We start from the raw sequence: 26,576 nt of genomic DNA on the forward strand, positions 1-26,576 counted from the left end.
CCGCTGCAGCCCGCACCGGGCAACCCCGATCGTGCAGGCCATCCTCGTCCTGCACCACGTCGAGAACCCTGCCTACTCAGGATGAAAAAGGCTCAGTGATCAGAATCGTCGTCTGCAACGATGACCACCTGAGGACCAACCATGTCAGGCCAGGCGCGAGGATCATCGCTACCAAATACGCAGCAGTGATGGCCAGTGCGCGGCGCCCCGCACCGTCGTCAGGGGTAGCGCTGTAGGATTCAAGTATGCTGAGGCCGACCAGCAGGCCTAGCCCGAATACGGTGGCTTGCGCCATCGAGAACCACAACATACGAAATGCGATCGTCAGTCGGCCGATCTCACTGCAATGCTCGAAAATTGTCGGCGACACTCGAAGTGGAGACGGCCAATGCGGGCCGGTCGGGTTGCGCGCATGGACAACCCCGAAGGCGGTTGCGGCAATGAGAAGAGCGAGTGCCGTTGCGGCTGCGCGGACGGTGAGTGATTCGTTTCCTTCCAAGGCGTCGATCGCGACTCCGCCAAAGAATGTGGCTATCGCGGAAGCGCCAATGAGCAGCACGACGGTTATCGTCAGGTCGAGGGCTTCCGACCATGTTGCCGCGCGCCTCAACCCCCGAAATTTGACAGCCGTGGACAGTGCCCACCTCAGGCACATCAGCATCGGCCAGGCTAATACGAGCACCACAAAATAAAAGGCGAAGGCGGAGGCAACCATCGTCAGCGCTTTTATGCCCGTCATGGTGACGTCCGTTCTGGCCGCCGAGGCTACCCGACTTGCTGATACGCCATCGTATCCTGTATCGATCGATGAGAATCGACGGGTATTGAACACTTGCGGCGCCTTGCCCGGCGCCGGACGGAGGGGCCATGCGAGCGTCACTGTGGACGGCCGTCGCGGCAGTTGTTGTCACTGTATTCGCTGGTCAGCCAGCCGTGGCTCGGCCGTCGGCGGGTGTGGGGCCGGTGCCGGTGATCTATGACAGTGACATGGACTTCGATGACGCCTCGACGCTGGCCTATCTGTGCGAGGAGCACAAGCTGGGCCGCGTCGATCTGCGGGCGGTGACTGTGGCGGACAACGGCTTCGGTGTGCCGCAGCGGACGCTCAGGCATGCGCGGAGTGTGCTGGAGCAGTGTGGCCTTCCGCGGGTGCCGGTGGCTTCCGGAGGGCTCGGTGAAGGGGTGCATCCCGCGCCGGCGGAACTCGTGGCGACCATTGAGACGGTGCTCAGTGGGGCTCTCGGGGACGGGGGTCGTCCGCCGTACATCTCTGATGTGAGCGCGACCGAACTGATTGCCCGCACCGTGCGGCGATCGCGGCAGCCGGTCATGGTCATCGCCACGGGGCCGTTGACGAACATCGCGGCAGCGCTCGAGTCCCGGGCGACGGCGCGGCGGATCTCGCACGTTCAGGTGATGGGTGGGGCGTTGCGGGTGCCGGGCAATCTCTACGGGTCGGCGCTGCCCGGGTTCGACAACTCGCAGGAGTTCAATTTCTGGATGGACCCGGTCGCGGCCCGGGACGTGTTGCGGGCCGCTCGGCCGGGAACGGTACGTCTGGTTCCGCTCGACGCGACCGCAGCCGTGCCCATCACGCAGGGCTTCGTCGCGCGGCTCGGCGCGGACCAGTCTGCTCCGGGTGCCCGCCTGACCTATCGGATCGTCACGCAGCCGGACCTGGCCGCGCTGATCGACTTGGGCATCATGTACTGGTGGGACGCGGTGGCGGCTGTCTCGGCCGTGCACGACCGGGGCGCTGTGGCGTCGTTCCGGCCGGAGCGCGTCGATGTGGTTCAGGACGGGGTGCGATCCGGCAGGACGGTTCTCGACCCGGCGGGCCGGTGCGTCGAAGCGGCCTACGCCGCGGACACGGCCGCCTTCGAACAGCGGTTCCTGGACACGTTGAACGGCCGGCGTTAGTGGCGGAACGACCGGTCCGGGTGGGGGACCGGGTCGGCGCGTCCTCCGAGGATGAGGTCGGCGGCGGCGAGGGCTTCTCGCAGTACCGCGTGTTCGGGGCGGCCCAGCCGGCGGGCCAGGGCGGCGACGTCCTCGAACTCGGGCATGGCCTGGACGATCACGCCGTCGAGGTGGCCCACTTTGACGGCGACCTCACCGCCGAGCACCTCCGCTTTCACGAAATATCGGGATAAAGGGACTTTTGTTCGGGGTGACTCGCGGACGCCGAGCGTGGTGGTGTGCTCGAAGATGTACCGCCGCAGACCGGCAGCTTGATCGGGCGCGCACAACACGGCCAGGGTGTGTGCGGGGCGGCCCTTTTTCATGATGATCGGGACCAGCCAGGCGTCGGCGGCCCCGGCTTCGAGGAGACCGGTCAGGACACCCGGCCAGAGACGCGGGTCGAGGTCGTCGACGTTCGCCTCCAGGAGTACGGCTGCTTCCTGGTGTGTTGCGGAGGGGGCGGCGATCAGAACCCGGACGACGTTGGCGCGATCGGGGCGGTCGCGGCCGCCGGCGCCGACGCCGACCAGGTCGAGGGTCATCGGTGGGAGGTCCTCGCAGGTCGCAGCGAGCGCCCGGATCAGCGCCATCCCGGTCGGAGTGGCCAGCTCACCGGGCTGGGACCCGCTGCCGGCGGAGATTCGCCAGCCGCGGGCGAGTTCGGCGACGGCCGGGACCGGCACCGGGAGCCGCCCGTGAGCGCCACGGGTGTGGCCGGACCCGACGGCGACCGGGCCGGCCGAGACCGAGGTGACACCCAGGTCGTCGAGGGCCGCGCAGACACCCACGACGTCGGCGATCGCGTCGAGGGCGCCGACCTCGTGGAAGTGGACTTCGTCGGCGCTGACCCCGTGCACTCTCGCCTCCGCCTCGGCCAGCCGGGCGAACACGGCCGATGCTCGGGAGTGGACGGCAGGCAGTAGCCCGGCGTCGTCGAGCAGGCCGCGGATCGCTGCCCAGGTGCGGTGCGGCGGGTCGGTGACCAGGACGTCCACACGCGCGAGACGGGCACGCAGGCCGGCGCGGGTCACCTCGGTGGTGCTGATCCGCACCGATGACGGCGCGACCGCGTCGACCGCCGCCTGGACGGCTCCATTGCCGCGCCGGCGTCGAGCAGCGCGCCGAGCAGCATGTCCCCGGCTACCCCGGCCGACGCGTCGATCCAGGCGTGCCTCATCGGGCGGGGTCCGCGGCGATCTGGGCGGCGAGGTGGCCGGCGCCGTAGCCGTTGTCGATGTTCACGACTGCTACGCCGGGTGCGCAGGCGTTGAGCATGGCCAGCAGCGGGGCGAGGCCACCGAAGGCGGCGCCGTAACCGACCGAGGTGGGCAGTGCCACGACGGGCGCGGTGATCAGACCGGCCACGACGCTGGGGAGGGCGCCGTCCATGCCCGCGGCCACCACGACGGCGCGGGCGCGGCGCAGCAGGTCGAGGCGGGCGAGGATGCGGTGGAGGCCGGCTACGCCTACGTCGACGACGAGCTCGGTTGGCCGGCCCAGGTAGCGGGCCGTCAGCTCGGCCTCGCGGGCCACGGGGAGATCGGAGGTGCCGGCGGCGGCCACCACCACGAGACCGCCGGTCGGTGGCGGAGGAGAGGGCGGCCAGGCGAGCAGCGCGGCGTCGGTGTCGTGGCGGGCGTCGGGAAGCTCGGCCCGGATCGCGGCGGCGTGGTCGGCGCCGGCCCGGGTGAAGAGGGTGACCACATCCGGTCGCGTGCGCACGGCGGCGGCGATGCCACGGACCTGGGCCGGTGTCTTTCCCGCACAGAACACCGCCTCGGGATAGCCACGCCGGACCGAGCGGTCGAGATCGAGGTCCGCGTAATCCGCCAGCCCGCCGGCCACGTCCGCCGGGTTGGGGCCGCGGTCAGGCGCGGAGGTGGTTGAGGCCGGTGGAAGGGACTGGTCAGGCACGGAGGTGGCTGAGGCCGGCGGAGGGGACCGGTCAGGCACGGAGCGCTCCGACCAGCGGCAACGTGAAGGCGCCGGACTGGATGCCGGCCAGGTCGAGCGCGGCGAAGCGGAAGCCGGCGGCGAGGACGGCGGCGTGGACGGCTTCGCGGAGGGGCGGGCTCACGGCTCGCGGCAGGTCGGCCGGTGGTAACTCCACTCTGGCCACGTCGCCGTGGTGGCGTACCCGGAAATCGGTGAAACCCAGCCGGCGCAAAGCCGCCTCGGCCCGCTCGATCTGGGCCAGCTTCTCCGGGGTCACGTCGCTGAAGTGGGGGATCCGGGAGGCCAGGCACGGCGCGGCCGGCTTGTCGGCGCAGGGCAGGCCGCAGAGGGAGGCCAGCCGCCGCACGTCGGCCTTGGTGAGACCCAGATCGGCGAGGGGGCGCAGCACCCGATGGGCGACCGCGGCCTGGGCGCCGGGACGGTCCGGGCGGCGGGCGTCGTCGGCGTTCTCCCCGTAGGCGACCGCGTCCACCCGGTGCGCCTCGACAACCTCGTCGGAGATCCGGGTGAACAGCTCGTCCTTGCAGTGGAAGCACCGGTCGGGGCCGTTGGCGCGGTACCGGTCGCGGTCCTGTTCGTGGGTCACGACCTCCACGACCGGCACCCCGATGTGGCGGGCGACGGCGTGTGCGGCGGCGCGCTCGTCGGCGGCCAGGCTGGGGGAGACGCCGAGGACGGCCAGGACACGGGACGGGCCGAGGACGCGGGCGGCGAGGGCGAGCAGGAGCGAGGAGTCGACGCCGCCGGAGAAGGCCACCGCCAGTCGATCGATTCCGGTCAGCAGTGTGGTGAGGCGGGCGAGCACATCTTCCATCGTGCTGGTCTCTCCTTAGCGGTGCTGGGTGCGGAGGCGGAACAGGACCTCGCCGGCCTCGGGAACCACGAAAGTCTCCGGATCGGCGGCGAGGGCGGCGAGGTCGATCGTGGCCGGGTCGAGGTGGTCCAGGTTCGCGGCGCGGACCACCCGTTCCGGAATGGCGGTGGCCAGCGTGACGGTCACCCGTGGCCGTTCACCGTCGACCGGGTCCCAGGTGCCGGCGCCGCGCAGGTGCGTGGAGTGTGCCAGGACGCCCCAGTGGTGGCCGGAGAACCGGTCCCACTGCTTCACGAAGTAGTCCCGGCAGTGGTACCCGATCTCCTCGATCTCCGGGTGCATCTCGGAGATCCGGGTGATGTGCGGGGCGTAGACGATCACCTGCCCACCGTCGGCGACGATGGGTTCCACCTTGTAGAAGCCCTTCGCGCCGGTCCACATGTCGTCGTACTTCTCCGGCACGATCGACAGCACCCGCCGCACCGGTGCGTCGAGGTAGCGCACGTGTGTCTCGGCGGAGACGTCGGCGCAGGCGGCCCAGGCCTCCTCCGGTGTGCCGAACGAGACGGCGTGCAGCGCACCGGTGCCGGATTGCACGACCAGGCAGAGCGCGAGCCGGCGGGCCGGGATCATCGCGGCGGCCTCGTCGATCAGGGCGCGTACCGGGGTGATTCCCCGCGTACCGATGATCTCGGCGCTGCTGATCAGCGCGCCCAGCCAGTGCGAGAAGTCGATGATCTCCTGGCCCGCGACGCCGGGGAAGAAATACTTGTTGCCGCCGGAGAAGCCGACCACCTCGTGCGGGAAGACCGGCCCGATCACCAGGCACACGTCATGCTCGACCACGGCACGGTTCAGCGTCACGTCCACCGCCTGCCGCATGCGCCCCTCGGACAGTTCAGCCACGCGCCCGGCGGCGATGCCACCGAGCGAAACCAGCGTTTCGGTCACCCACCATTCGTGGTTGCGCACTTCAAAGCATGGGTACGGGCCCCCGACGTGCTTCTCCAACTGGAGCTCTGTCATCGGCGCGTGCGTACCGAGCGCCACCAGAACGGTCACCGCCGCCGCCCGCCCGTCGAGAGCCTCGTGCACCGCACCCAGCAGGAGCGGGAGCGGGCAACTGCGCGTCGCGTCCGGAACGATGACACACACCCGCCGGCCGTCGAGGTCCTCACCGGCGAGCTTGTCGAGCACGAAGGCGCGTACCTCTGAATCACCCAGAACGCGCCCCGCGGCGCCGATGATGTTCCCCATGCTCGCACCCTCCGCCCACCGCGACCGCCCCGCAACCGGAAGCTTACTTGTGATCTAGTTAGGGGCTAGCTAGAGTTCGAGCATGGCCCCGAGGATGACGCTGCAGACCCAGCTGGTGCTGCGCGCGCTGCTCGAACACCCGACCCGCGAGTTGTACGGCCTGCAGATCAGCCATTCCGCCGGCCTGGCGACCGGCACCATCCACCCCATCCTGGCCCGCTTCGAAGGCCTCGGCTGGCTGGAGTCCCGCTGGGAGGAGATCGACCCCGCGTCCGAGGGTCGCCCGAGGCGCCGCTACTACCGCCTCAGCCCGGACGGCGCCGAGCACGCGCGCGAGGCGTTGGCGACGGCGCGCACGCCGCTCAGCGTTCTGCGGCCGGGCCTCATCCCCGGGACGGGCCCGGCATGACCCGCCACGACCGCTCCCGTGAGCTCTTCTTCAAGCTCGGCTTTGACAAAGACCTTGCCGGCTCTCTTGACCTTGTCAGGAACCTTGTGTGGTCTCTTGACGGTTTGCATGGCTCGTCCCGCATTCAGAACCTCGGCGCGCGACCCCTGTTCATCCGAGTCTGCGAGGATGCCAAGCGTCTCGCTTCGGACCTTGATGACACCCATTGCCGTGCCGGGGAGTACAACTTCGATCGAAGCGTCATCACCGGGCTCGGCCGCGCCATCGACCGTGCCAGGCTCATTGAACGGCTACTGGACGAGGCGACGTCCGTTGCCGAGGCCAGGTCGATCCAGGTCGCTCTTGCTCGCGTGCCGGATCTCGCCATCGATGTCGAGGGCATCCTGTATGTCCTGATCAACGATGCGGATCGCCGGACGGTGGTGCCGAGCGAACCATCGCCGAAGGCGCCGGCAGCGAGCGCTGCACAGCTGGCGCGCGGTGCGGTGCGGGTGCTGCCGGCGGCGGCGCGGGGACGCTACCGGGCGGAATTCGACTCGGAGCTGTATGAGCTGGCGCTGGCCGGTGTGTCGCGGTGGGCGCAGTTTCTGTATGGGTTGCGGCTGCTGGACCGGGCCTGGGTGCTGCGTGCCGAGTTGCGGGAGGCGGCGCTGCGCGGGCGGGCGGTGCGGTCATGACCGATGCGGCTCGGCGGCGGCCGTCTGCCGGGGGCGACTCGGGGGTCGGCTCGCGTGGGTGGTCCGTGGCCGGCCCGCGTGGGGATTTCGGGACCGGCCCGCGTGGGAATTTCGGGGCCGGGCGGCGTGGGGATTTCGGGGCCGGGCGGCGTGGGGATTTCGGGGCCGGTTCGGATGGGGAGGAGCGGGCTCGGGTTCGGCTGGCGGGGTGGGCTCTCGCGATCGGGGCGATGGGGACTCCGGCGACTGTGGCCGTGTTGATTTTCGCGCCGGGTGGGGCGGCTGCGGCGGGGGCCGGGGCGATCGGGGCGATGACGGTGGCGGCGTTTGCGGCGGCTCGGGCGTTCGGGCCGGCCGGGCAGCGTGCTGGTGGGCGGTCGAGGGCGCGGCGGGTCGCTGGGCGCTCGGCGGACTCGCGCAGTGGGCGGGGCTGAGCTCACTCGCGCAGTGGGCGGGGCTGAGTTCACTCGCGCAGTGGGCGGGGCTGAGTTCACTCGCGCAGTGGGCGGGGCTGAGTTCACTCGCGCAGTGGGCGGGGCTGAGCTCACTCGCCCAGGTGCGGGGCCTCGCCGGTGAGGATGTCGTAGATGCCGGCTATCTCCATGATGCGGCGGACGCCCCGGGGGGCGTCGGTGATCACGAAGGTGTGGTTGGTGGCGGCGGCGTGCTGGAAGGCGGCGATCAGGGCGCCCAGGGCGGCGGAGTCCATGAAGGTGACGCCGCTGAGGTCGGCTGTGACGCCGGTGGTGGCGGGGCGGTCCAGCTGGGCGGTGAGGATGGCGCGGAGTTCGTCGGCGGCGGCCAGGTCGAGTTCGCCGGTGAGGGCCACGGTGGGGGTGCCGTCGTGGTCGTCGATGCGGTAGGCCCAGATCTGGTTGTCGGTCACCGGTTTCCTGACGTCGTGGGTTCGCGATCGGGCGGCGGGCGCCGTGACGCCTGGTTCACCGAAACGGGTCGACCCACGGTATCCGGTTCTCCGGGGCAGCGCAGGGCGAGCAGGGCGACGTCGTCCTCGTGGTCGTGGCCGGCGAAGCGGGCGAGGATCTCGTTGAGGAGGTCCGGCAGGGGTGCGCCGGCCAGGCCGCTGAGCGCCTCCCGGAGCTGGCGCTTGCGGTCGTCGATCGGGTCCGTGCGGGTCTCGATCAGGCCGTCCGTGTAGATGAGCAGCGTGGCGCCCGGCGGTAGGCGCCTGCTGTGGTTCGAGCGTGGGGTGCGGCGCAGCACGCCGAGCAGGATGTCGCGGCCGGTGAGCTGGGTGACCGTGCCGTCTTTCTCGATCAGCAGCGGGGTGGGGTGGCCGGCGTTGGCCCACTGCAGCCGGTGGCCGTCGCCGTCACGGTCGACGTAGGCGAGCAGCGCCGTGGCCGGGGTGTGCCCGCCGAGGATCTGCATGGCGTTGTCCAGTCGGCGCAGCAGCGCGGACGGCGGCTCGTGCCGGTCGACGAGGTAGGCGCGGAGCATGCTGCGTAGCTGGCCCATCCGGGCGGCCGCGTGCATGTCGTGCCCGGTCACGTCGCCGACGACCAGGGCGAGGCGGCCGGCGTCGACGCGGACGGCGTCGTACCAGTCGCCGCCGACGTGCTCGCCGCGGGCCGCCGGTTCGTAGCGGGCGGCGAGCTCGTACGGTTCCGCCTCCGGGAGGTCGCTCAGCATGGCCTGCTGGAGCAGTTCGGCGACCTGCTCGCGGGAGTACAGGTACTCGGCACGCCGCAGCGCCTGCGCGACGTACCCGGCCAGCGCGGCGAGGACCGCCTGTTCCGCCTCGTCCAGGGAGTACGGCTGCTTCCAGACGAACGTGAGCGCGCCGATCGGGCCGTCCGGGCCGGGCAGCGGCACGCTCGCACCGGCCTGCCATCCCATCTCTTCGAAGGTCGCTGCGGCGTCCGGCACGTGGGCGGCCACCGCTTCGAGGTCGGGAAGCAGCACGGGTACGCCGGTGGCGGCCGCGACCGCCGACGGTGTCCGCGCCGTCGACGGGTAGTGCCGCCAGTGATCGGCGATCGGCGCCGCCAGGGTGTCGCCGGCCCGCAGGTCGATCTGCCCGGTGGCGTCGAGGAGCGAGACCCCGACGTAGTCCGGGTTGAGGGTGCCGGTGACGAGATCCTGGACCGCCTCGACCACGTCGGTGACCGTGGCGGTGTTGGCCAGGGCGACACTGGCCCGCAGCAGCAGCCGGCTGCGGTCGGCGGCGGCGTCCGCGGCCCGCTCCCGTGCGCGGGTGTTGTGCTCGCGCCGGCTGGCGGAACGGGTGGCGATGCGCAGCCGGAGGCTTTCCGAGCAGGCCGCCGCCAGCTCGGCCAGCAGGCCGAGCTCGTCAGCCGTCCACTCCCGGGCCACGGTGTCGATGACGCACATCGCCCCCAGGATCTCCCCGTCCGCGCCGGTCAGCGGCACTCCGGCGTAGCCGCCCGCGGACAGCTCCTCGATCACCGGATGGCCCGCCAGCAGCTGGTCGGTGCGGGCGTCGGCGACGGCGTACGCCGGGAGCGTGTGCGCGAGCGGTGTCTCGCGCCGGTCCAGCCCGCTGGCGCCCGGGAAGACCTGGCGGGTGATGCCGGTCAGCGCCACCACGGCCGCCCGTACGCCCAGCAGCCGGCGGGCCAGCGCGGCGAACCGGTCGGACATCGGATCGGGCGCCGCCGACAGGCCGGTCCGCACGAGCGGGTCCGGACGGGACGGGTTCCCCGACCGCTCGGCCGTCGACACAGCACCCGCCCCCTTCGCCGCCGCACCCGATGCCCGGTCATTTCCCGGATGGCGACGTTGTTATCCGCGCGGGGGGCGAACTGAAACCTACTGCCCGTGTGCCCCGAGCGGAGCAGGGTCACTCCAGACCGGTGCAGGGTTCGTCGTTGACCTGGCAGCCGGTGGGCTGCGAGTCGACCAGGGTCGCGCCGCGGACGTCGAAAGTGATCACGACGGGGGTGCCGGGGGTGACGGTCCGGGTGGCGTCCTGCGGCGTCAGCGTCCACACCGCGCCGTCCTGCTCGGCGGTGGCTCCCTGGACGCCGCCGATCTGCAGGGTGGCGCGCGGCAGCGTGATGCTGAGCCGCCAGTCCCGCGACGGGCCGGTTCCCTCGGCGGTGAGCGTCACGGTGGCGCGGTAGCCGAGCAGCCCGCTCCCGTTCGCGGCCGTGTACGCGGCGGTCAGCACGTTCCCGGCGGTCCCGGCCGGTGAACTGGGAGCGGGCACCGCCGAGGTGAGGCTGGGCGAGGCCGACGGGGAGGGCTTCGCGCTGGTGGCCGAGGGCCGCGCCGACGGGGCCTGCTGTGTGGTGGCGGCCGGGCCGAGGCTCTCGACCACCGGGGGAGCGGGCGCCGCCTTGCCGGGAAGCGGCAGGTCGATGAGCCCGCCGGGCGCGCCCACCAGCACACCGATCAGCAGGATGACGCCTCCGGCGGTGCCGAGCACACCGGCGAGCAGCCAGAGCGGAGCGGTCCGGCGCGGCGGGGCGCCGGGTTCGCGGCGGCCGGGCAGGTTTCCGGTCTGCACGGCCGTGACTGCCCGGAGCAGGCTGTCCAGCAGCACGACCGTCGGCGAGCGCCGGGGCCGTGGCGAGTCGTTCATCGGTTCTCCGTGACTCAGAGGGATCGGAGTGTTCACAGGGATCTCAGGCCGCTGAGCACCTGTTCGAGCAGCCGCCTGTCGGTGTGCCCGGCGGCGTCGCCGGAGCGGGGGAAGGTGATCATGCCGGCGTCGCGCAGGTCGCCCAGGATGACCCGGACCGGGCCGAGCGGCAGGCGCATCCAGGCCGCGATCTCGGAGACCGACACCGGCCGGTCCGCGAGCCGCAGGACCTCCGACTCCGGCTCGGACAGCTCGCGGCCCGCGGTCGCGCCGAGCACCCGCTGCACGATCGCGCTGAGCGTGATGCCGTCCGCGGGTACGGCGGCGCGGCCACCGGTGATCGCGTAGAGCCGGACGAGGGGGCCGGCGTCCTCGTCGTACCAGACGTCCTCAGCGATCATGACGCCTCCGTTCAATGAGCAGCTACGGAAAGATCTACGGACGTGGTGGCCGTATCGCTCATTTCGGTCATCAGGTCCGCGGGAATCCGTACCTCCGCGGCCAGTCCGCCGGCCGCGCCGCGGGCCAGCCGGACGTCGATCTCCCAGCGAGCGGCGAAGCGGCCCACGGCGTAGAAGCCCGACCAGAGCCCGCCGGCTGGTGGCTCGGGATCGGTCATCACCTGGCGGGCGTTCTCCAGGTCGAGGTCGCTCATCCCGGGCCCGGCGTCGGTGACGGTCACGGTGTAGCCGCCGTCCTCGTCGCGCTCGCCCCCGGTGCGCACCCGGGTCTCCGCGGGGGAGTAGGTGATCGCGTTGTCGATCAGTTCGGCCAGCAGGTGGGTGACCTCGAGGACGGCGTCACCGGAGAGCGCAGCCGGCTCGATCTGCGCGGTGGAGACCCGCATGTAGTCGTCGACCTCGGCGGCCGCGCCGCGTACCACCTCGCCGAGCGGCATCGGCTGGTGCCACTGCCGTCCCGGTGTGCCGCCGGACAGGGTGATCGCCTTCTCCACGTTGCGCCGCACCCGGGTGGCCAGGTGGTCGGCGCGGTACAGCTGCTCCAGGGTCTCGTCCTCGCACTGGCGGCGCTCCAGGCCGTCGAGCAGGCGCAGCAGGCGGTGCACCAGGCGCTGGTTGCGCCGGTGCATGTCGACCAGCAGCGGTTGCAGCCCTCGGTCCTGGCCGGCGTCGCTCTCCGGTTCCCGGGTGGTGGCGGCCGCGGGCGCCCCGGCGGACCGGCGTGCCGCGACGAGCACGCCGATCACCGCGACCAGCCCGACCCCGGCGATCATCCCGGCCCAGACGGTCGTGCCGATCGCCGGCGGGGTCGCCGCCGACACCGCGTCGTGCACGGCGCGTGTCTGCGCGTCGCGCAGGGCGGCGCTGACCGGGTCCGCGACGTCCGCCCAGTCGGCCGGGGCGACGCGTTCTCCCTCGGCGAGCAGCAGTCGTTGCTCCACCGCCTCCAGCGCGGGGACGGTGGTGCCGAGGTCGGCCGGTGCGGCGGCGAGCCAGGCGCGGCGCTCACCGGCGAGGCTGCCGACCCGCAGCGACTCGGCGTCACCGGCGCCGTCGCGGGTGGCCAAAGCCGTGCGCAGCAGCGCGTCCTCCTCGGACAGTGCCTCGCGGGCCCGGGCCAGCGACCCGCCCGGCAGCTCCGGCATGCTGAGACCGGCCGCGATCATCGCCCGGTAGGCGGCCAGGAGCTCGGCGGACTCGGCGGTGCGGTCGTCCACCCGGCCGCGGATCGTGTCCAGGGTGCCGAGGCGGGAGACCAGGCCGCGGGCCGCGTCCACCGCTTCCGCGGTGTACACGTGCGAACGCAGGCCCTCGGTCAGGGAGCTCAGGTCGGCGCCGGCCAGGTCGGTCCGTTCGCGGGCGGCGGCCAGGGGAGCCGGGTCACCGGCGGTGTCGTCGCCGGCGGCCGGTGTGGCAGCCGGGTCGCCGGCGGTCAGGGCGGCGGCCGAGAGCCGCCGCTCCTCCTGAAGGGCGACCACGGTCGCGTCGACGGCGGAGCCGAGCCGGTCGGCGGTGGAGCGCTCCTGTATCCGGCCGGCCGCGCCGAGGACGGCCGGAACCGTCGCGGCCAGCCAGAGAACGACGAGGAGCATCAGCCCGGCGCCCAGCCGGGGATCGACGTCACGCCAGCCGCGCTTCATGCGTTGCTCCGTCCTTTCGGTCCGAGGTTTGGTCGGCCAGCAGCTCGCGCAGGCGGGCCAGCAGCTCACGCCGGTCGGTGACGCCGAGGCGCTGCCGGATCCGGGCCACGTGGTGCTCGATCGTCTTGGCGGACAGGTAGAGCCGCTCGGCGATCTGCTTGTAGGTCAGCCCGGCCAGGACCAGCGCGGCCACCTGCTGCTCGCGTTCGCTCAGCAGGGGAGCGGCCGGCTCGGCGGCGGGGTCGGCCGCGTCGTGGTGCTCGGGTGCGCGGCCCTGCAGCAGCCGGGCGCAGTCGAGCAGGGCGGTCATCGCCTTGCGGTCCTTGGTGCGGATCGCCGCCTGGCCGGCCAGGCGGGCGCCGTCCCAGGTGAGGCCGGTCGCGGCGAGCTGGTGCGCGGCCGCCTCGACCTGCTCCGGATCGATCCGGTCGGTGATCACCGCGAGCCAGCTCCGGGCCGCGGCCGCCAGCGCGGCCACGAGAGGATGGACTCCGGCCGGCGCGGCCGCGAGAGGCCCGGACGGCGCGGCCGTGAGAGGCCCGGACGGCGTGGCGGGGACGGGTCGGTCCCCGGCCAGTTCGGACAGGGCGGCGGCGTGCCGCTCGGCCTCCTCCGGTTGCTCGGCCAGGATCGCGGCGTGCAGGCGGCTCCAGTGCAGCGGTGCGCTCCACAGCGGCGGGTCGCCCAGCCGTCGCAGGAGGCGGTCCGCCTCGCCCAGGTGCTCGGCGACGCGCCGCTGCTCGCCGAGCCGGGCCGCGGCCACGGTCAGCTCGCCGAGCGGCAGCAGCGTGAACAGGTCGACGGGCTGGCTGATCAGGACCTGGCAGGCGTCCGGCCACACCGTTCGCAGCCCCACCGGGTCGCTGTCGCGGCGGGCCAGGGCCACCCGCAGCGCGGTGGCGAACAGCAGGTCACGGCCGGGCAGGCCGGCCACGCCCGGTGCCTCGGTCAGCAGCCGGGCGGCGGCGCCGAGGTGGCCGCGCAGCATTCGGCCCCACGCCTGCAGGAGCAGGTGGCGCGGTGCCAGCGGCGGGCCGCCCATGCCCGCCCGGACCGCCCGGGACAGGGTGGTCTCGGCGGTGTCCAGGTCGGCGGTGTGCAGGGCGACGATCGCGGCCAGCGCCGCCGGGCTGTCCGGCAGCAGCGCCGCGGCGCCCGCGGGTTCCAGCAGCAGGGACGCCTGGACCAGGGTGGACAGTGCGGCGGCGGGGGTGCCGGTGACCGATTCGCGTACGCCGCGGGCCATCAGGTCGGCCGTGGCCCGGACCAGGGTCGGCGGGCCGTCGGTGCCGGCCGGCTCGGCGTCCTCGTCGAGGTGGCCGGTGCCGGTGAGCCCGACCGACCGGAATCCGGCCGCCGGCCCGGTGCCGGCCCAGCGCAGCAGCTCGGTGGCGCTGTCCAGGCGGCCACGGTGTGCCATGGCGACCGCGGAGACCCAGGCGGACTCGGCGCGCTGCGCCGGTGAGCCGCTGGCCACCGCGCGGTCGGCCAACTGGGCGGCCAGGTCGAGGTCACCGCTGAGGGCGGTGGCCAGGGCGCGGCGGGCGCCCGAGGGACGGCCGGCCTCGGCCGCGGCGGCGAAGAACCGGGCGGCCAGCGCCGGGTCGCTGTCCAGAGTCTCCTCACCGGCTGCCTCGAAGGCGAGCGCGAGCTCCGGGCTGGTCCGCGGTGCGCTGCCGCCGTCCGGCAGCAGGTGCAGCACCAGGGGGAGCACCGGGCCGCCGCGGGCCATCTGGAGGACGGCGAGGCGCTGACGAACATCGATGCGCTGCGCCATCGGGCCCAGCGCGGCCAGCGCGTGCCGCGCCAGGGGCACCATCGCACCGTCGGTCCCGAGCATGCCGCCGGCCTGCCCGGCCGCGACCAACTCGGCCACGGTGCGCTGGTCACGCTCGAGGAGTTCGGCGATCAGATCGTACGAGAGACCGGCACCCGCCTCGACGGCGAGCAGAAGCGTGCGCAGGTCGGCGTCGAGCTCGTCGAACTCCGGGGCGAACGGGGCGAGCGCCGCGGCCGGCGGCCGTGCGGTCGCCTCGGCGCCGGAGAGCCCGGCGAACGCCGCGGCCAGCCGATCGACGTAGCGGGGGACACCGGCGCTGAGCGCGGCCACCGGGGCGGCCAGGTGCTCGCCGACCCGGTCCCGGATCTCGGCGGCGGACAGCGGCGCCAGCACCACCGGCGGCCGGGTGCGGCGGAGCACCTCGGTCAGCGGGGCCAGCGCGGCGGGCCGCGGCCAGGGCCGGTACGCGACGACGATCCGCCCGCCCGGCCGCTCGGCCCGGTCGCGCAGGGTCCGCAGCCGCTCGTCGTCGAGCCGGTGCGCGTCGTCGACCAGCAGGACGTCGCTCTCCGGATCGAGCCAGGGCGCTCCGGCCGTCACGCCCGCCTCGCGATAGATCCGCTCCAGGCCGGCCAGCAGCGTGCTCTTGCCGTATCCGCCGGGCGCGCAGATCGCGGCCCGCAGCGGTGCGGACGGGTCGGTGCGAACCGTGCTCAGCAGGTCCCGCGCGCTCACTTGCGGCCGATCTCTGGTGCGGCGACGGTCAGCGGCGGCCGGGCCGGCATCTCGCCGGGCTCGGGGAGACGCAGGCGGGTACCGGTCACCGGCAGCAGCTCGGTCGGCTTGACCAGGACCTCGGCCACCGGCTCCGGCAGCATGCGGGACGACTGGACCGGAGGGCGCAGCGACAGCGCCGCACCGCGGGCGACGGTGTGCCAGGGGTCGTCGTCGCGGATGACCGGTGCGGCGATCGCGCCGGCCAGGGCCTCGAACACCGCGGGCCGGGCGGCGCCGCCACCGGCCGGCAGCACCGCGGCGAGTTCACCGAGGGCGGCACCGCAGTCCCGGGCGGTGCGCCGGATCAGGTCCAGCAGGGCGGCCGTCGCGTCGCGGGCGCCGGCGGCCACGTCGTCGCCGCCGAGCTCGCAGGTCTCGGCGACACCGAGCACCTCGAGGCGGCCCGGCTCGTACGGCACGGCGAACGTGATCTCGGTGCTGGCCCGTCCGATCCGGCAGACCAGCAGCGGGCGGCCGGGCGGCACCGGGCGCCCGGTGGCGTGCAGCCGCTCCACGACGGCCTGCGCGCGGGTGATCAGCACGACGTTGCTCATCCCGGCGTCGTTGAACGCCGCCCGCAGCGGGCCGAGCCGGCCGGGTCCCCAGGCGGTGGGGCAGGCCACCGCGATCCGCTCCGGACCCTCGCCCTGCCGCTCCCACACCGTGTCGGCCGCCTTGCGCGCCTGCTCGACCACCAGTGCCTGCGGCGTGATGAACAGGTCGTCGTAGTAGACCGGCACGTCGTCGCCGCAGCGCCGGAACAGGCCGGGCACGGCCGGTGGCGCGTCGGTGGCGACCGCCTCGGCCGGGCCCCAGCCGGCCGGCTCGGGTGCGCGCCGGCAGATCGCGGTCCACGCGGAACCGGATCCGACGTCGACGCCAAGGAGGTACGGCAAGTGAAGCTCCTCATCACCACGGGATTTGGGACTTCATGTTCGTACCAGATCGGGCATCGGGGGTCTTCCCCCAAATTCGCATCAGCCTATCCCCTAACCCCCTAACGGCGACGGGTCCGTCCCCATCGGAGATCGAGGGGGATCCACCCCGATGCCCGGACCGGCCGGGGCTCCTAGCGTGATCGGCACAACACAAACCCCGTGAGGAGTTCGTTTTCCGATGGATTCGTCCCCGACGTTGCAGGACTTCATCCTCAACCTGATCTATGACCCGGACGCCCGCTCGGCGTTCGAGATCGACCCGCACGGCACGCTCGACGCCGCCGGCCTCGGCGACGTCACCGCCGCGGACGTGCAGGACGTGCTTCCGCTGGTGCTCGACTACGCACCGCTGGGCAACACGCAGGCGCTCAACGGCCTGGCCCCGGTCGACGACCTGACCACGGGCGTGGCGCACCTGGACGTGGCCGGCGCGGTGGCGCACCTGCAGGCGATCACCGCTCAGGTCGGCGGCCTGCCGTCGCACACGGTCGGCGACCTGAACATCGCGGCCGCCGGTGCCATCACGGTGACCGCCGACCACCTGGTCTCCGGGGTGCTCAACACCAGCACCGATCTGCTGAGCCACACCGAGGTGGGCGCCGGGGCCGGCGTCGGCGTCGGCGGCCTGGATCTCACGCACGACCCGGCGGCCAACCTGGACGCCACGGTCTCGGCCACGGTGCACCAGGCCGGTGCGGATGTGGCGTACAGCTCGGAGGCGGTGATCGCGGGCACCGGTGTCACCGGCACCCTCGACACCACGGTCAACGCGCTGACCGGCGTCACCGGCACTCTGGACGCCACCGTCGGCACGGTCACCGGCGTTACCGGGTCGCTCGGCGTCGGGATCGATGACCTTGACGTCTCCGGGGTCCAGGAGGCAACCTCTTCGATTGTCGGATCGGTCCACACCGGCGGACTGCTGCCCGACGGCAATGTCGTGGAGGGTGCGACCTCGACGATCGACCACACGGTCTCGGGTGTGACCGGGCTGGTGGGCGGCTCGTCGGAGGCGGCGCCGGAGACCGATCACGGCCTGCTCGGCGGGCTCACCGGTCTGCACTTCTGATCCCCACCGGGACGGCGACGCCGGACCCGGCCGAGCGAGAGGCAGGACCACGTCCCGATGAGTGGCTGGGAGGTCGGACCCACGGCGTATGCGGGTCCGGCCTCCCCCGTCCGGCCGGACCGGACGGAACTCGACGGGCCGGGAATGCTCTGGCTCGACGTCCTCGACGCGACCATCCGGTCGTGCAGGGAACACGGCCGTCCCGACCTGGCGACCTGGTTGTGGAAGCGCCGGACCCAGCTGCTCGACCCGAACCTGCGGGTGCTGGTCGCCGGCGCGTCCAAACAGGGCAAGAGCCAGCTTATCAACGCTCTGATCAATGCCCCGGTCTGCGTGACCGGTGACGACCGTGGCACCGCCGTGCCCACCGTCGTACGCCACACCGCCGAACCCACCGCCGCCCTGATCCGGCGCGACACCGCGAGTGCCGACTGGCCCTCGGAGGCGGGTATCCACGATCTCTTCCCGCTCGGGGTGGACCGGCTCACCGACGCGCTCGCCGAGGCCCTCGCCGGCCAGCCCGCCGGCGCCGCCGAGCGGATGCACGCCGAGGTCGGCCTGCCCCGGGCGCTGCTGGCCGCCGGCCTCCAGCTGATCGACACCCCGCCGCTGCCCGGTCTTCCGGGCGCCCTGCCGGACGCTCTGCAGCAGGTCCACGCGCATCTCACCGCGGGTCACGCCGACGTGCTGATGCTGGTCTGCGACGCCTCCCGTGAGCTGACCGATCCGGAGATCGCCCTGCTGGCCGATCTGGCAGCGCTCTTCCCGAGCCTGGTCGTGGCGTTCACCAAGATTGACTACGCGCCGCACTGGCGCCGCGCGGTGGACAGCAGCCGAATGCGGCTGGCCCAGGCCGGCGTGCCGGCCACTATGGTGACGACCTCGGCGGCGCTGCGCACCCGCGCCGCGCGGAGCGGCGACGCGGCGCTCAACAACGAGTCCGGTTACCCGCAGCTGATCGGCGTCCTGCAGGCGCTGACCGCGGCCAAGCGCGACCGGCTGGCCCGGGCCGCCGCCGGGCTGCTCGGCCGGGCAGCGACCGAACGGCTGGCCGCCCCGCTGCGCGAGAGGCTGGAGGCGCAGCGCGCGGAGACCGACGGTTCGGGCGCGCAGACCCGCCTGCTCGAGGCCCAGCGCCGGATGGACCAGCTGCGCAAGTGCACCACCCGCTGGCAGAGCCGGCTGGCCGACGAGGTCGCCGACCTGATGTCCGACATCGAGCACGACCTGCGGGAGCGGACGCGCGCGGTGATCGCCCGCTCCGACGAGGTCTTCGCCGAGCAGGACCCGGGGCGGGTCTGGGAGGAGTTCGAGCCCTGGCTGCGCGACTCTCTGGTGGAGACCGCCCGGACCAGCATGGGCTGGCTGGGCGAGCGGGCGGCGTGGCTGGCGCGGTCGGTGGCCGCCGAGTTCCCGCCCGAGCTCGGCGAGGTGCTGCCGTCGTGGGTGCCCGCCGTCTCCGACGAGCTGCCGAGCCGGGTGACCGATCTGCAGACCCCGCCGGTGGAACGGTTCACGATCAGCCAGAAGCTGTTCACGGGGCTGCGTGGTTCGTACGGCGGGGTGCTCATGTTCGGCCTGGCCACCAGCCTCAGCGGGATGTCGCTGATCAACCCGATCTCGCTCGGCGGCGGCGTGGTGTTCGGCGGCAAGAGCATCCACGAGGAGGGCAAGTCGCTGCTCAAGCGCCGTCAGGCGACCGCTCGCGCCGCCGTGCAGCGTCACGTCGACGAGATCTACATCGGGATGGCCAAGGACGCGAAGGACTCGATTCGCCGGGTGCAGCGTGCTCTGCGGGACCACTTCACGGTGGTGACCGAGGACCTGCAGGACGCGATCGTCGACTCGCTGCGCACGGCCAAGGCCGAGGCTGAGCAGGAGGCCGCCGAGCGCGAGACCCGGGCCCGCCGCGTCGAGCAGGAACTCGTCCGCCTCGCCGGCCTGCAACGGCAGTCCCTCGCCCTGCTGCAAGCGCCGGCATGAGCGGTGACCGGCTCGAACATCGGGTACGGACGCTGCTCGACCAGGCGGCCCAGGTGTTCCGCGGCAACCCGCGCGCGGAGACGTGGCTGCTCCGGCACCGCGAGCGCCTCGGCGAGCCGCTGCGGGTGGCGCTGACCGGCCTGCCGCGCTCCGGCCGATCGACCCTGGTCAACGCGCTGATCGGGGAGGATGTCGCGCCGGCGCGGGAGGAGGGCGTGCCGGTCTGGTTCCACGACGGGCCGCGGCCGATCGCGCGGATCTTCCCGGAGAACGGGCAGCCGTCGGTGGCGCTGCTGGAACGCGGGACCCGCGGCGGGCACGTGGTGGCGGGGGCGGCGAGCGGTCCCCGGACGGTGGTGGTCGAGTGGCCCTGCCGGGCGCTGAGGCACACCCGCCTGCTGGAGGCGGCCGGGGACGAGGCGCACGCGGAGGCGGACGCGATCCTGCACCTGGCCCGGCACCTCGGTGAGGACGACCTCGCGGCCCTGCGGGAGGTGCCGGCGGGGCGGACGGTGATCGCTCTACCCGTACACATCATGGTTGTGCTCTCCCGGGCCGACGAAAATGCCGGCGGCATGGCCGACGCCTTGACCACCGCCAAGCGCATCGCCCGCCGCAGGCGGCGCGACCGGGATCTCTCCGCACTATGCCAGGACGTTCTCGCGGTCTCCGGGCAGATGGCGTACGCGGGACGCACGCTGCGCGAGGACGAGTTCGCCACGATCGCCGCCATCGCCGCGCTGCCCCGCCCCGCCGCCGACGCAATGCTGCTCTCCGCCGACCGGTTCGCCGCCGCCACGGTCCCGGTCCCGGCGCAGCAGCGGGCCGCCCTGCTGGACCGGCTCGGCCTCGGCGGGATCCGGCTCGCCGTGACGCTGGCCCGCACCGGCGCCCGCACCCGTGCCGACCTCGGCGAACAGCTCGTCCGGCACAGCGGGCTGACCGAGTTGCAGGCCTCGGTCAGCGACCTGCTCACCGCCCGGCGCTCGGTGCTGAAGGCCCGGACCGCGCTCGTCGGGCTGGACCGGCTGCTGCGCACCGAAGCCGGTCCGGCCACCGGCCACCTGAGCGCCGAGCGGGAGCGATTGATCGCGAACGCGCATGAATTCCGGGAATTGCGCCTGCTCGCGGCGTTGCGCACCGGCCGCGTCGAGCTACCCGCCGAGCTGGCGGTGGAGGCGCGCAGGCTCGCGGGCGGCGACGGTGAGGCGCACAGCGAGCGCCTGGGCGTGCCGCCGAACACCCCGGCCGAGCTGCTGTGGCCGGCGGCCGAGGACGCCGCCGCCCGGTGGCACGAGCAGACCACCGCGGCGGCGGCGGCGAGCGGCCGGCGCGCGGCGGAGGTGGTGCTCCGCAGCTGCACCGCGATCCTCGACGATCTAGGTTGATCCCGTGACCCGGCCGACCCTGCTCTATCTGATCAAGCAGCTGGAGCTGGCCGTGCGCTCGCGGCTGGACGAGGTGCTGCGGCCGGCGGCGATCACGCCGCTGCAGTACACGGCGCTGACGGTGCTGGAACGCCGGTCGGACCTGAGCACGGCGGCGCTGGCCCGCAACGCGTTCGTCACGGATCAGAGCGCGGCCGACATGGTGGTCGTGCTGGAGCAGCGCGGGCTGATCGCGCGCCTGCCCGACCCGGGGGACCGCCGTCGCCGGGTGCTACGGCTGACCGGGGAGGGCGCGGCCCTGCTCGACCGGCTGCGCGACGAGGTGGCGGCGGTCGAGGAGCGGATGCTCGGGCCGCTGAGCGCTTCGGAGGCCGAGGAGTTGCGGCGCTGCATCGTCGAGTGCCGGGCCGCACTCTCGGACCGGCCGCCGCGTTAGCGGGGTTCGCCGAGACCGCCGACCAGCCGGGCCGGGCGGTAGTGCAGGTAGCGGCCCTGGCCGCCGGCCGCGGCGTTGAGTGATTCCGGTGAGGTGACGGCGTCCCAGCGGCCGGTGGCGATGCGGTGTTCGAGGGCGTGCAGGGCGGCGATCGACTCGGCGGGGCGGAACGCGCAGTGGCCGATCCCGTCGACGTAGGCCTGGCGCAGGAGGCCGGCGCGGCCGGCCCGGTGCACACGTTGTGCGTACCAGTTCTCCTGCTCGACCGGAACCAGCTGGTCGACGGTGGTGTGGATGTTGAGTTCCGGGACGAGGAGGCGGCCGGTCGGCGTCGACGTGCGGGCCAGGGTCGCGATCGCGCGCCGGTCGGCGGTGATGTCCGCGTCCCGGGTGAGTGCTCGCAGGTCGGCGCGGAGGTCGAGGCCGGCGTCGCGGTAGAGGGCGCGCACCTCGGCGGCGCGAGGGCTGCTGTGCAGCAGGGCTGCGAAGTCGACGCCCGCGGTGGCCGAGCTGTTGCCGCCGGCCGCGAGTTCGACCTGGTATCGGGCGGGCATGATGAACTGCAGCGGCAGCGCGGCGCCGCCGGGATCGTTCAGCAGGGCGGCACCCAGCGCCGTCCTGGCTCGGCCCGCGGCGGTGGTCTGTGCGGCGGCGACCGCGGTGGAGAGCGCCTGAGCGGCGGCGGCCCCCTCGGCCATGCCGGCGTAGCGAACCAGTTGAACGTCGGCGCCGAGAAGGTGGGCCAGGGCGTACTCGCCGAAGAGCTGGTATTCGTTGAGGTTGAGCGCACCGGCGACCAGGCCGCAGGTGGTGAGCGCGCCGTCGATCCGGCGGCGCCGGTCCTCGGCCTCCAGCGCGCTGACCAGGCCGCCCATCGAGGTGCCCCAGGCGATCACGCGGTGCGGGCGGCCGGTGATCCCGGCAACCTCGTCCAGGGTGGCGAACTGGTCGTCCACGGCGGACTCGAGGGCCCACCAGGACGCCCCGGAATACGACGAACCGGCCAGCGTGTAGCCCTGCGCGAGGAGCTCGGCCTTGGTGGCGGCGTCGGGGGCGTTCTGCGCGACGAGCGGGCCGAACCCGTGGCTGTAGAGGATGGTCGTCCGGTTCCACCGCTCCGGCACGTCGGCGATCCAGGTGGCGCCGCTGGCGAGGGTGCCGGAGTAGCTCCCGGCGGTGCGTGCCTGTGCGGGTGGCGCGGTGAGAAGAACGAAGGCGCAGGTCAGCGCGGTGACGGCGGCGGCGATCCGGCGCATGGGTTGCTCCCTCCACCCGGGCATCGAGGGAGTTCACTATACAGGTTTCCTGTGCTTCTGGAGGTGGCCGGTGATGTCGGTCGCGACTCCTACCCACTCGATGATCTCGCCGTCGTCGTCGAGCACGGGCACGGCCCGGGACAGAGTCCGGCCGAGGCTGCCGTCGGCGCGGCGTACCCGGTGTTCCCGCTCGAAGGCCGACCGGGTCCGGATCGCCTCCTGGACGGCGGCGGTGACCTCGGCCTGATCGTCCGGGTGGACGTGGAGCTGGGGCCAGCTCGCGTCGGAGCGGCCGGTGCCGTCGATCTCCCGCAGTTCGGTCCAGTCGGCGCTCATCCGGAAGACGTCGTCCCGGCTCGCGTCGATCAGCGCGCGGATGCGCCGCTCGCTCAGCCTGCGCAGCCGCCCGAGCTCGATCTGGGCGCCCGCGCGGGCCACCAGCTCGCGCGCGGAGAACGGCTTGACGATGTAGTCGTCGGCGCCGGCGAGCAGGCCCTCGACCGCCGTCTCCTCGCCGGCGCGGGCGGTGACCAGCATGACCGGGGTCCACGGCGTGGTCTCGTCGGCGCGGATCCGGCGCAACAGCTCGAAGCCGTCCATGCCGGGCATCAGCACGTCGGCGAGGACGAGCTCGATCCGCTCCCGCGCGATCAGCCGCAGGGCCTGCTCGCCGTCGGCGGCCGTGAAGACCTGCCAGGTCTCGCCGAGCAGCCTGCTCAGGTAGTCGCGCATGTCGGCGTTGTCGTCGACGACCAGGATCCGGGCACCGGCGGACCGGCGGGCGGTCTCACCGGCGTCCGGCGTGGCGGGCCGGTCCACCCAGTGCGTCGCCTCGTCGGCCATCAGGCCGGCGAAGTCGCCGGCCGCGGAGTCCGTGCCGTCTCGGGAGGGGTCGGCGATCCGCGGGCCGAACGGTAGCCACACGGTGAACGTGGATCCCGCGCCGGGTCGGCTCGACAACCGGATCCGGCCCTGGTGGCGGCGGACCAGCTCGTCGACCAGCGCCAGCCCGATTCCGGCGCCCTCGTGGGTGCGGCCGACGGTGTCGCGGACCCGGTGGAAACGCCGGAAGATGTACGGCTGGTCGTCCGCGGGAATACCGGCGCCGGTGTCGCGGACGCTCAGCTCGGCGTGCTTGGGCTGCGCGCGCAGGCTCACCTCGACGCCACCCTGCCAGGTGAACTTGAGCGCGTTGGACACCAGGTTCGAGACGATCTTCTCCCACATCTCGCGGTCCACCCACACGGGTTCCGGCAGCGGGGGAGCGTCGACGGTCAGCTTCAACCCGGCCGCGTCGGCGGCACTCTGGAACATCGCGACGATCTCGATGGTCGCCGCGGCCAGGTCGACGGGTCCGAAGTTCACGCGCAGCCGGCCCGCCTCCGCCTGCGAGAAGTCCAGCAGGGTGCCGACCATTCGCAGCAGGCGCCGGGCGTTGCGCCGCACCAGTTCCAGCTCGGCGGTGTGCTCGGCGATCCGGTCGGCGCGCCGGTCCAGGAGCTGTTCCAGGGGGCCGAGCATGAGGGTGAGCGGCGTACGGAACTCGTGGCTGACCTTGGAGAAGAACTCGGTCTTGGCCCGGTCCAGCTCGGCCAGCTGCCCGGTCCGGTGCCGCTCCCGCTCCCGGGCGTGCGACTCGGCCGCCTTCGCCGCGATCGTCTCCCCGGCGGCGCGGAAGAACTCCCGGTACCGGTCGTCGAACCTCAGCAGCGGGTCCGCGCCGAGGACGAGGACGCCGGCCACCCGGTCCTCGGCCTGGTCCCGCAGCGGCACGACCGCGGCGGCCTCCGGTTCCCGGTGCTCCGGGCCGAAGGAACTGCCGCGGAACCGGCGGCCGACGTCGTCGACCACGATGAGCTCCCGGCCGGCGACGGCCCGTCCCAGCGGCCAGCCGGCGGTGCCCGTGCGCAGCGTGACGTGCCGCGGCGCCATCGGGCCGCCGGCCTCGACGCCGGTCGCGTCCACGAGGTTCGCCGCGTCGCCGGAGGCCGTCGTGAGGTACGCCGTCGCGTACACCACGTCCTCGGCGCGCGCGAGACAGGCGACGGCCGCCTCGAGTGCTTCCCGGCGCCCGTGCCCGGCCGGGATGGCGGCCAGGTCGCTGAGCGTGGCGAGCCGGCGGGAGGCGAGGACCTGCTCGGTGCGGTCGGACACGCTCTCGAACAGGCCCACGACGGCATCGTGCTCGTCGCGGACGGCGGTGAAGGACAGGTCGTACCACCCGCGGGTCAGCACCGCCCTGCGCCGGAAGTGCGGGACGGGCTGGACGGGCAGCAGGACCGGTTCGCCGGCGCGGGCCCGTTCGAACCACTCGCGCTGGAACTCGACGTCGGGACAGCCCTCGAAGATCGGGCGGCCGAACGCCTCCTCGTACTGGGCGCCCAGAGACGGGATCGCGCCCTCGTTGAACAGCGTCACATAGCGGTCACCGGCGTAGACCACCGCCGCGTGCGGCAGGTCGGCGGCGAGGCGCACCGCGGCGCGCAGCGCGGGCGGCCATCGGCGTACCGGCCCGAGGATGTGCTGGGACCAGTCGACGGCGTGAGCCAGCCGGCTCATCTCGTGCCCCTCGCCGAACGTGGTGCGGATCGCCTCCACCTCGTCCGGCGGTCGGGGCAGCGGGCGGCCGCGGACCACGGCGGCGACGACGACGGCGATCTCGTGCAGCGGCAGCACCAGATGGGCGCCGGCGCCGGCGGCGGCGCGCGGCATCGACGGATACTCCGCGGTGTCCTCAGACTGCGCGATCACCACACCACCGGCGGCGATCATCGCGGCGACGCCGTCGGCGCCGTCGGTGCCCGCGCCGGAGAGCACGACCGCCAGGGCACGCTCCCGGAACGAGTCGGCGAGCGAGGTCAGCAGCTCGTCGTGCGGCCGCCCGCCGGTGGGCGCGACCGTGTGCAGCCCGCAGGTGCCGTCGGGCATCACCTCCACCCAGGTGCGCGGCGGGCTGATCGTGATCCGTCCCGGCACGGCCAGCGCGGCACCGTCGACCGCCCACGTGACCTCGCGGCCCACGCGGCGCCGGAGGATCTCCGGCAGCACGCTCGCCCGCCCACCCAGATGCTGCTGCACCAGCACGCCGGCTCCGAGGCCGGCGGGGAGGTCGCGCAGCACCGCCGTCAGCGCGTCCAGCCCACCGGCCGACGCCACCATCGCGACGACGTCGAATCCGGGCCGGTCCGCGGAATCCTCCATGCCTGGCATTCTCCGCTCGCTCCACGCGTCTTTCAAAAGTGATATCACTTTGCTAGTGTTGAGAAATCATCCTCACGGGGAAGGAGCTCCCATGACCGAACACCTCGACCTGCCCGCGCCGCAGGTGCGCGAGCGCAACGCCCGGGGCGTCTCGGGCTGGCCGGTTCTCGGCCTGTCCCTCCTGGTGCTCGTCCTCAGCGTCGTCACGTTCGTCGTCGGCCTGCAGCGCGACAGCGACGCCGCCGTGCTGAGCCTGGTCGGGCTCAGCCTCCTGCTGGTGCTGGCCGCGCTCGCCGCCCTGGCCGGCCTCACCCCGGTCGCGCCCGGCGAGGCGCGCGTGCTGCAGCTGCTCGGCCGCTACATCGGCACCGTCCGCACCGACGGGCTGCGCTGGGTCAACCCGCTCACCGCCCGGCGCAAGGTCTCCACCCGGATCCGCAACCACGAGACCGACGTGCTCAAGGTCAACGACGCCGACGGCAATCCCATCGAGATCGCCGCGGTCGTCGTCTGGCAGGTGGAGGACACCGCCCGCGCCGTCTTCGAGGTCGACGACTTCATCGAGTTCGTCGCCATCCAGACCGAGACCGCGGTGCGGCACATCGCGAACAGTTATCCGTACGATTCGCACGACACCGCCCTGATGTCCCTGCGTGACAACGCCGACGAGATCACCGCCCGGCTGTCCGAGGAAATCGGGGTACGGGTCGCGGCCGCCGGCGTGAAGATCATCGAGTCACGGCTGACCCGGTTGGCGTATTCGCCGGAGATCGCCCACGCCATGCTCCGCCGCCAGCAGGCGAACGCGATCGTCGCCGCCCGGACCCGCATCGTCGAGGGTGCGGTGGGCATGGTCGAGCTGGCCCTGGGCCGCCTCGCCGACAACCATGTCGTCGACCTCGACGAGGAGCGCAAGGCCGCGATGGTCAGCAACCTCCTCGTGGTCCTCTGCGGCGACAGGGACGCCCAGCCCGTCGTCAACGCGGGCACGCTCTACTCCTAGG

The 26,576-nt window shown here is 73.2% G+C and carries 22 protein-coding genes and 1 pseudogene; 9 read left to right on the forward strand and 14 right to left on the reverse strand.

The genetic code is table 11. From position 1 onward, the window contains the following. Positions 1-85: pseudogene (locus tag AB0M02_RS32155) on the forward strand (IS5/IS1182 family transposase); the annotation flags it as partial. Here the strand turns inward: AB0M02_RS32155 and AB0M02_RS32160 are convergent. Then, positions 77-832 (reverse strand): hypothetical protein, encoded by a 756-nt coding sequence (locus AB0M02_RS32160; RefSeq protein ID WP_364233700.1) that lies wholly within the window; start codon positions 830-832, stop codon positions 77-79. The pseudogene AB0M02_RS32155 and the gene AB0M02_RS32160 overlap by 9 nt on opposite strands. A 35-nt stretch (positions 833-867) precedes the next feature. Between AB0M02_RS32160 and AB0M02_RS32165 the strand changes: the two genes are divergently transcribed. Continuing rightward, the gene (locus AB0M02_RS32165; protein WP_364233703.1) at positions 868-1,920 is read left to right on the forward strand and encodes a nucleoside hydrolase; all 1,053 of its coding nucleotides are present in this window, start codon (positions 868-870) and stop codon (positions 1,918-1,920) included. On the opposite strand, the gene larC is transcribed toward AB0M02_RS32165, so the two are convergent. The 4 genes from larC to AB0M02_RS32185 all read right to left on the reverse strand — a co-directional run bounded on the left by larC (position 1,917) and on the right by AB0M02_RS32185 (position 5,989). Continuing rightward, positions 1,917-3,014 carry a nickel pincer cofactor biosynthesis protein LarC gene (larC, locus tag AB0M02_RS32170; RefSeq protein ID WP_364233705.1) on the reverse strand — a complete coding sequence of 366 codons (1,098 nt, stop codon included), beginning with the start codon at positions 3,012-3,014 and terminating at the stop codon, positions 1,917-1,919. The genes AB0M02_RS32165 and larC overlap by 4 nt on opposite strands. Positions 3,015-3,135: 121 nt before the next feature. After that, entirely contained in the window at positions 3,136-3,807 is a 672-nt protein-coding gene (gene larB, locus AB0M02_RS32175; RefSeq protein ID WP_364233707.1) for a nickel pincer cofactor biosynthesis protein LarB, read from the reverse strand. A gap of 100 nt (positions 3,808-3,907) precedes the next feature. After that, on the reverse strand, positions 3,908-4,732 hold the full coding sequence (larE, locus tag AB0M02_RS32180) for an ATP-dependent sacrificial sulfur transferase LarE (protein WP_364233710.1): 825 nt from the start codon (positions 4,730-4,732) through the stop codon (positions 3,908-3,910). A gap of 15 nt (positions 4,733-4,747) precedes the next feature. Next, complete coding sequence (locus tag AB0M02_RS32185; protein ID WP_364233712.1) at positions 4,748-5,989, reverse strand: lactate racemase domain-containing protein; 1,242 nt, start codon at positions 5,987-5,989, stop codon at positions 4,748-4,750. Between the two features lie 82 nt (positions 5,990-6,071). On the opposite strand from AB0M02_RS32185, the gene AB0M02_RS32190 reads away from it, so the two are divergent. Together AB0M02_RS32190 and AB0M02_RS32195 are read left to right on the forward strand one after the other, a co-directional pair. Continuing rightward, complete coding sequence (locus tag AB0M02_RS32190) at positions 6,072-6,398, forward strand: PadR family transcriptional regulator (protein ID WP_364233715.1); 327 nt, start codon at positions 6,072-6,074, stop codon at positions 6,396-6,398. Continuing rightward, positions 6,395-7,075 (forward strand): hypothetical protein, encoded by a 681-nt coding sequence (locus tag AB0M02_RS32195; protein ID WP_364233717.1) that lies wholly within the window; start codon positions 6,395-6,397, stop codon positions 7,073-7,075. The genes AB0M02_RS32190 and AB0M02_RS32195 overlap by 4 nt, the downstream gene beginning before the upstream one ends. Before the next feature lie 544 nt (positions 7,076-7,619). On the opposite strand, the gene AB0M02_RS32200 is transcribed toward AB0M02_RS32195, so the two are convergent. The 7 genes from AB0M02_RS32200 to AB0M02_RS32230 form a co-directional block, all read right to left on the reverse strand. Continuing rightward, positions 7,620-7,961, reverse strand: coding sequence for an STAS domain-containing protein (locus AB0M02_RS32200; RefSeq protein WP_364233718.1), 342 nt, complete (start codon positions 7,959-7,961; stop codon positions 7,620-7,622). Further along, positions 7,958-9,781 (reverse strand): GAF domain-containing SpoIIE family protein phosphatase, encoded by a 1,824-nt coding sequence (locus AB0M02_RS32205; RefSeq protein ID WP_364233720.1) that lies wholly within the window; start codon positions 9,779-9,781, stop codon positions 7,958-7,960. Before AB0M02_RS32205 ends, AB0M02_RS32200 begins: the two co-directional genes overlap by 4 nt. Before the next feature lie 118 nt (positions 9,782-9,899). Then, the gene (locus AB0M02_RS32210; RefSeq protein ID WP_364233722.1) at positions 9,900-10,643 is read right to left on the reverse strand and encodes a cellulose binding domain-containing protein; all 744 of its coding nucleotides are present in this window, start codon (positions 10,641-10,643) and stop codon (positions 9,900-9,902) included. A 32-nt stretch (positions 10,644-10,675) separates the two neighbouring features. Then, the gene (locus AB0M02_RS32215; RefSeq protein WP_364233724.1) at positions 10,676-11,044 is read right to left on the reverse strand and encodes a DUF742 domain-containing protein; all 369 of its coding nucleotides are present in this window, start codon (positions 11,042-11,044) and stop codon (positions 10,676-10,678) included. A gap of 11 nt (positions 11,045-11,055) precedes the next feature. Beyond that, positions 11,056-12,744: a nitrate- and nitrite sensing domain-containing protein gene (locus AB0M02_RS32220; RefSeq protein WP_364233727.1), complete on the reverse strand. Its 1,689-nt coding sequence runs from the start codon at positions 12,742-12,744 to the stop codon at positions 11,056-11,058. Next, positions 12,725-15,259 (reverse strand): helix-turn-helix transcriptional regulator, encoded by a 2,535-nt coding sequence (locus tag AB0M02_RS32225; RefSeq protein ID WP_364233729.1) that lies wholly within the window; start codon positions 15,257-15,259, stop codon positions 12,725-12,727. Before AB0M02_RS32225 ends, AB0M02_RS32220 begins: the two co-directional genes overlap by 20 nt. Then, complete coding sequence (locus AB0M02_RS32230) at positions 15,256-16,197, reverse strand: hypothetical protein (RefSeq protein ID WP_364233731.1); 942 nt, start codon at positions 16,195-16,197, stop codon at positions 15,256-15,258. The genes AB0M02_RS32225 and AB0M02_RS32230 overlap by 4 nt, the downstream gene beginning before the upstream one ends. Before the next feature lie 220 nt (positions 16,198-16,417). Between AB0M02_RS32230 and AB0M02_RS32235 the strand changes: the two genes are divergently transcribed. From AB0M02_RS32235 to AB0M02_RS32250, 4 genes are read left to right on the forward strand one after another with little or no spacing between them, the layout of a single operon-like run. After that, on the forward strand, positions 16,418-17,308 hold the full coding sequence (locus AB0M02_RS32235; protein ID WP_364233733.1) for an IniB N-terminal domain-containing protein: 891 nt from the start codon (positions 16,418-16,420) through the stop codon (positions 17,306-17,308). A gap of 57 nt (positions 17,309-17,365) precedes the next feature. Next, positions 17,366-19,291: a dynamin family protein gene (locus AB0M02_RS32240; RefSeq protein WP_364233736.1), complete on the forward strand. Its 1,926-nt coding sequence runs from the start codon at positions 17,366-17,368 to the stop codon at positions 19,289-19,291. Next, positions 19,288-20,679, forward strand: a complete 1,392-nt coding sequence (locus AB0M02_RS32245) for a hypothetical protein (protein ID WP_364233739.1) — start codon at positions 19,288-19,290, stop codon at positions 20,677-20,679. The genes AB0M02_RS32240 and AB0M02_RS32245 overlap by 4 nt, the downstream gene beginning before the upstream one ends. 4 nt (positions 20,680-20,683) lie before the next feature. Beyond that, a complete protein-coding gene (locus AB0M02_RS32250) occupies positions 20,684-21,115 on the forward strand; it encodes a MarR family transcriptional regulator (RefSeq protein ID WP_364233740.1) in 432 nt (143 codons plus the stop codon). Here the strand turns inward: AB0M02_RS32250 and AB0M02_RS32255 are convergent. Together AB0M02_RS32255 and AB0M02_RS32260 are read right to left on the reverse strand one after the other, a co-directional pair. After that, positions 21,112-22,371 (reverse strand): hypothetical protein, encoded by a 1,260-nt coding sequence (locus tag AB0M02_RS32255; RefSeq protein WP_364233742.1) that lies wholly within the window; start codon positions 22,369-22,371, stop codon positions 21,112-21,114. The genes AB0M02_RS32250 and AB0M02_RS32255 overlap by 4 nt on opposite strands. Positions 22,372-22,407: 36 nt before the next feature. Beyond that, positions 22,408-25,572, reverse strand: a complete 3,165-nt coding sequence (locus tag AB0M02_RS32260) for a chemotaxis protein CheB (protein WP_364233744.1) — start codon at positions 25,570-25,572, stop codon at positions 22,408-22,410. 91 nt (positions 25,573-25,663) lie between these two features. Between AB0M02_RS32260 and AB0M02_RS32265 the strand changes: the two genes are divergently transcribed. After that, entirely contained in the window at positions 25,664-26,575 is a 912-nt protein-coding gene (locus AB0M02_RS32265) for an SPFH domain-containing protein (protein ID WP_364233746.1), read from the forward strand. Position 26,576 lies beyond the last annotated feature (1 nt).

The sequence above is a fragment of the Actinoplanes sp. NPDC051861 genome, assembly GCF_040681145.1.
Classification (GTDB): domain Bacteria; phylum Actinomycetota; class Actinomycetes; order Mycobacteriales; family Micromonosporaceae; genus Actinoplanes.

Excerpts from the sequence above, each read along its gene's own strand:
- AB0M02_RS32235 (WP_364233733.1), top strand. The coding sequence starts at position 16,418 with ATGGATTCGTCCCCGACGTTGCAGGACTTCATCCTCAACCTGATCTAT.
- AB0M02_RS32265 (WP_364233746.1), top strand. The coding sequence starts at position 25,664 with ATGACCGAACACCTCGACCTGCCCGCGCCGCAGGTGCGCGAGCGCAAC.
- AB0M02_RS32185 (WP_364233712.1), bottom strand. The coding sequence starts at position 5,989 with ATGGGGAACATCATCGGCGCCGCGGGGCGCGTTCTGGGTGATTCAGAG.
- AB0M02_RS32255 (WP_364233742.1), bottom strand. The coding sequence starts at position 22,371 with ATGCGCCGGATCGCCGCCGCCGTCACCGCGCTGACCTGCGCCTTCGTT.
- AB0M02_RS32260 (WP_364233744.1), bottom strand. The coding sequence starts at position 25,572 with ATGGAGGATTCCGCGGACCGGCCCGGATTCGACGTCGTCGCGATGGTG.
- AB0M02_RS32190 (WP_364233715.1), top strand. The coding sequence starts at position 6,072 with ATGGCCCCGAGGATGACGCTGCAGACCCAGCTGGTGCTGCGCGCGCTG.
- AB0M02_RS32245 (WP_364233739.1), top strand. The coding sequence starts at position 19,288 with ATGAGCGGTGACCGGCTCGAACATCGGGTACGGACGCTGCTCGACCAG.
- AB0M02_RS32165 (WP_364233703.1), top strand. The coding sequence starts at position 868 with ATGCGAGCGTCACTGTGGACGGCCGTCGCGGCAGTTGTTGTCACTGTA.
- AB0M02_RS32195 (WP_364233717.1), top strand. The coding sequence starts at position 6,395 with ATGACCCGCCACGACCGCTCCCGTGAGCTCTTCTTCAAGCTCGGCTTT.
- AB0M02_RS32220 (WP_364233727.1), bottom strand. The coding sequence starts at position 12,744 with ATGAAGCGCGGCTGGCGTGACGTCGATCCCCGGCTGGGCGCCGGGCTG.
- AB0M02_RS32240 (WP_364233736.1), top strand. The coding sequence starts at position 17,366 with ATGAGTGGCTGGGAGGTCGGACCCACGGCGTATGCGGGTCCGGCCTCC.
- larE (WP_364233710.1), bottom strand. The coding sequence starts at position 4,732 with ATGGAAGATGTGCTCGCCCGCCTCACCACACTGCTGACCGGAATCGAT.
- AB0M02_RS32210 (WP_364233722.1), bottom strand. The coding sequence starts at position 10,643 with ATGAACGACTCGCCACGGCCCCGGCGCTCGCCGACGGTCGTGCTGCTG.
- AB0M02_RS32215 (WP_364233724.1), bottom strand. The coding sequence starts at position 11,044 with ATGATCGCTGAGGACGTCTGGTACGACGAGGACGCCGGCCCCCTCGTC.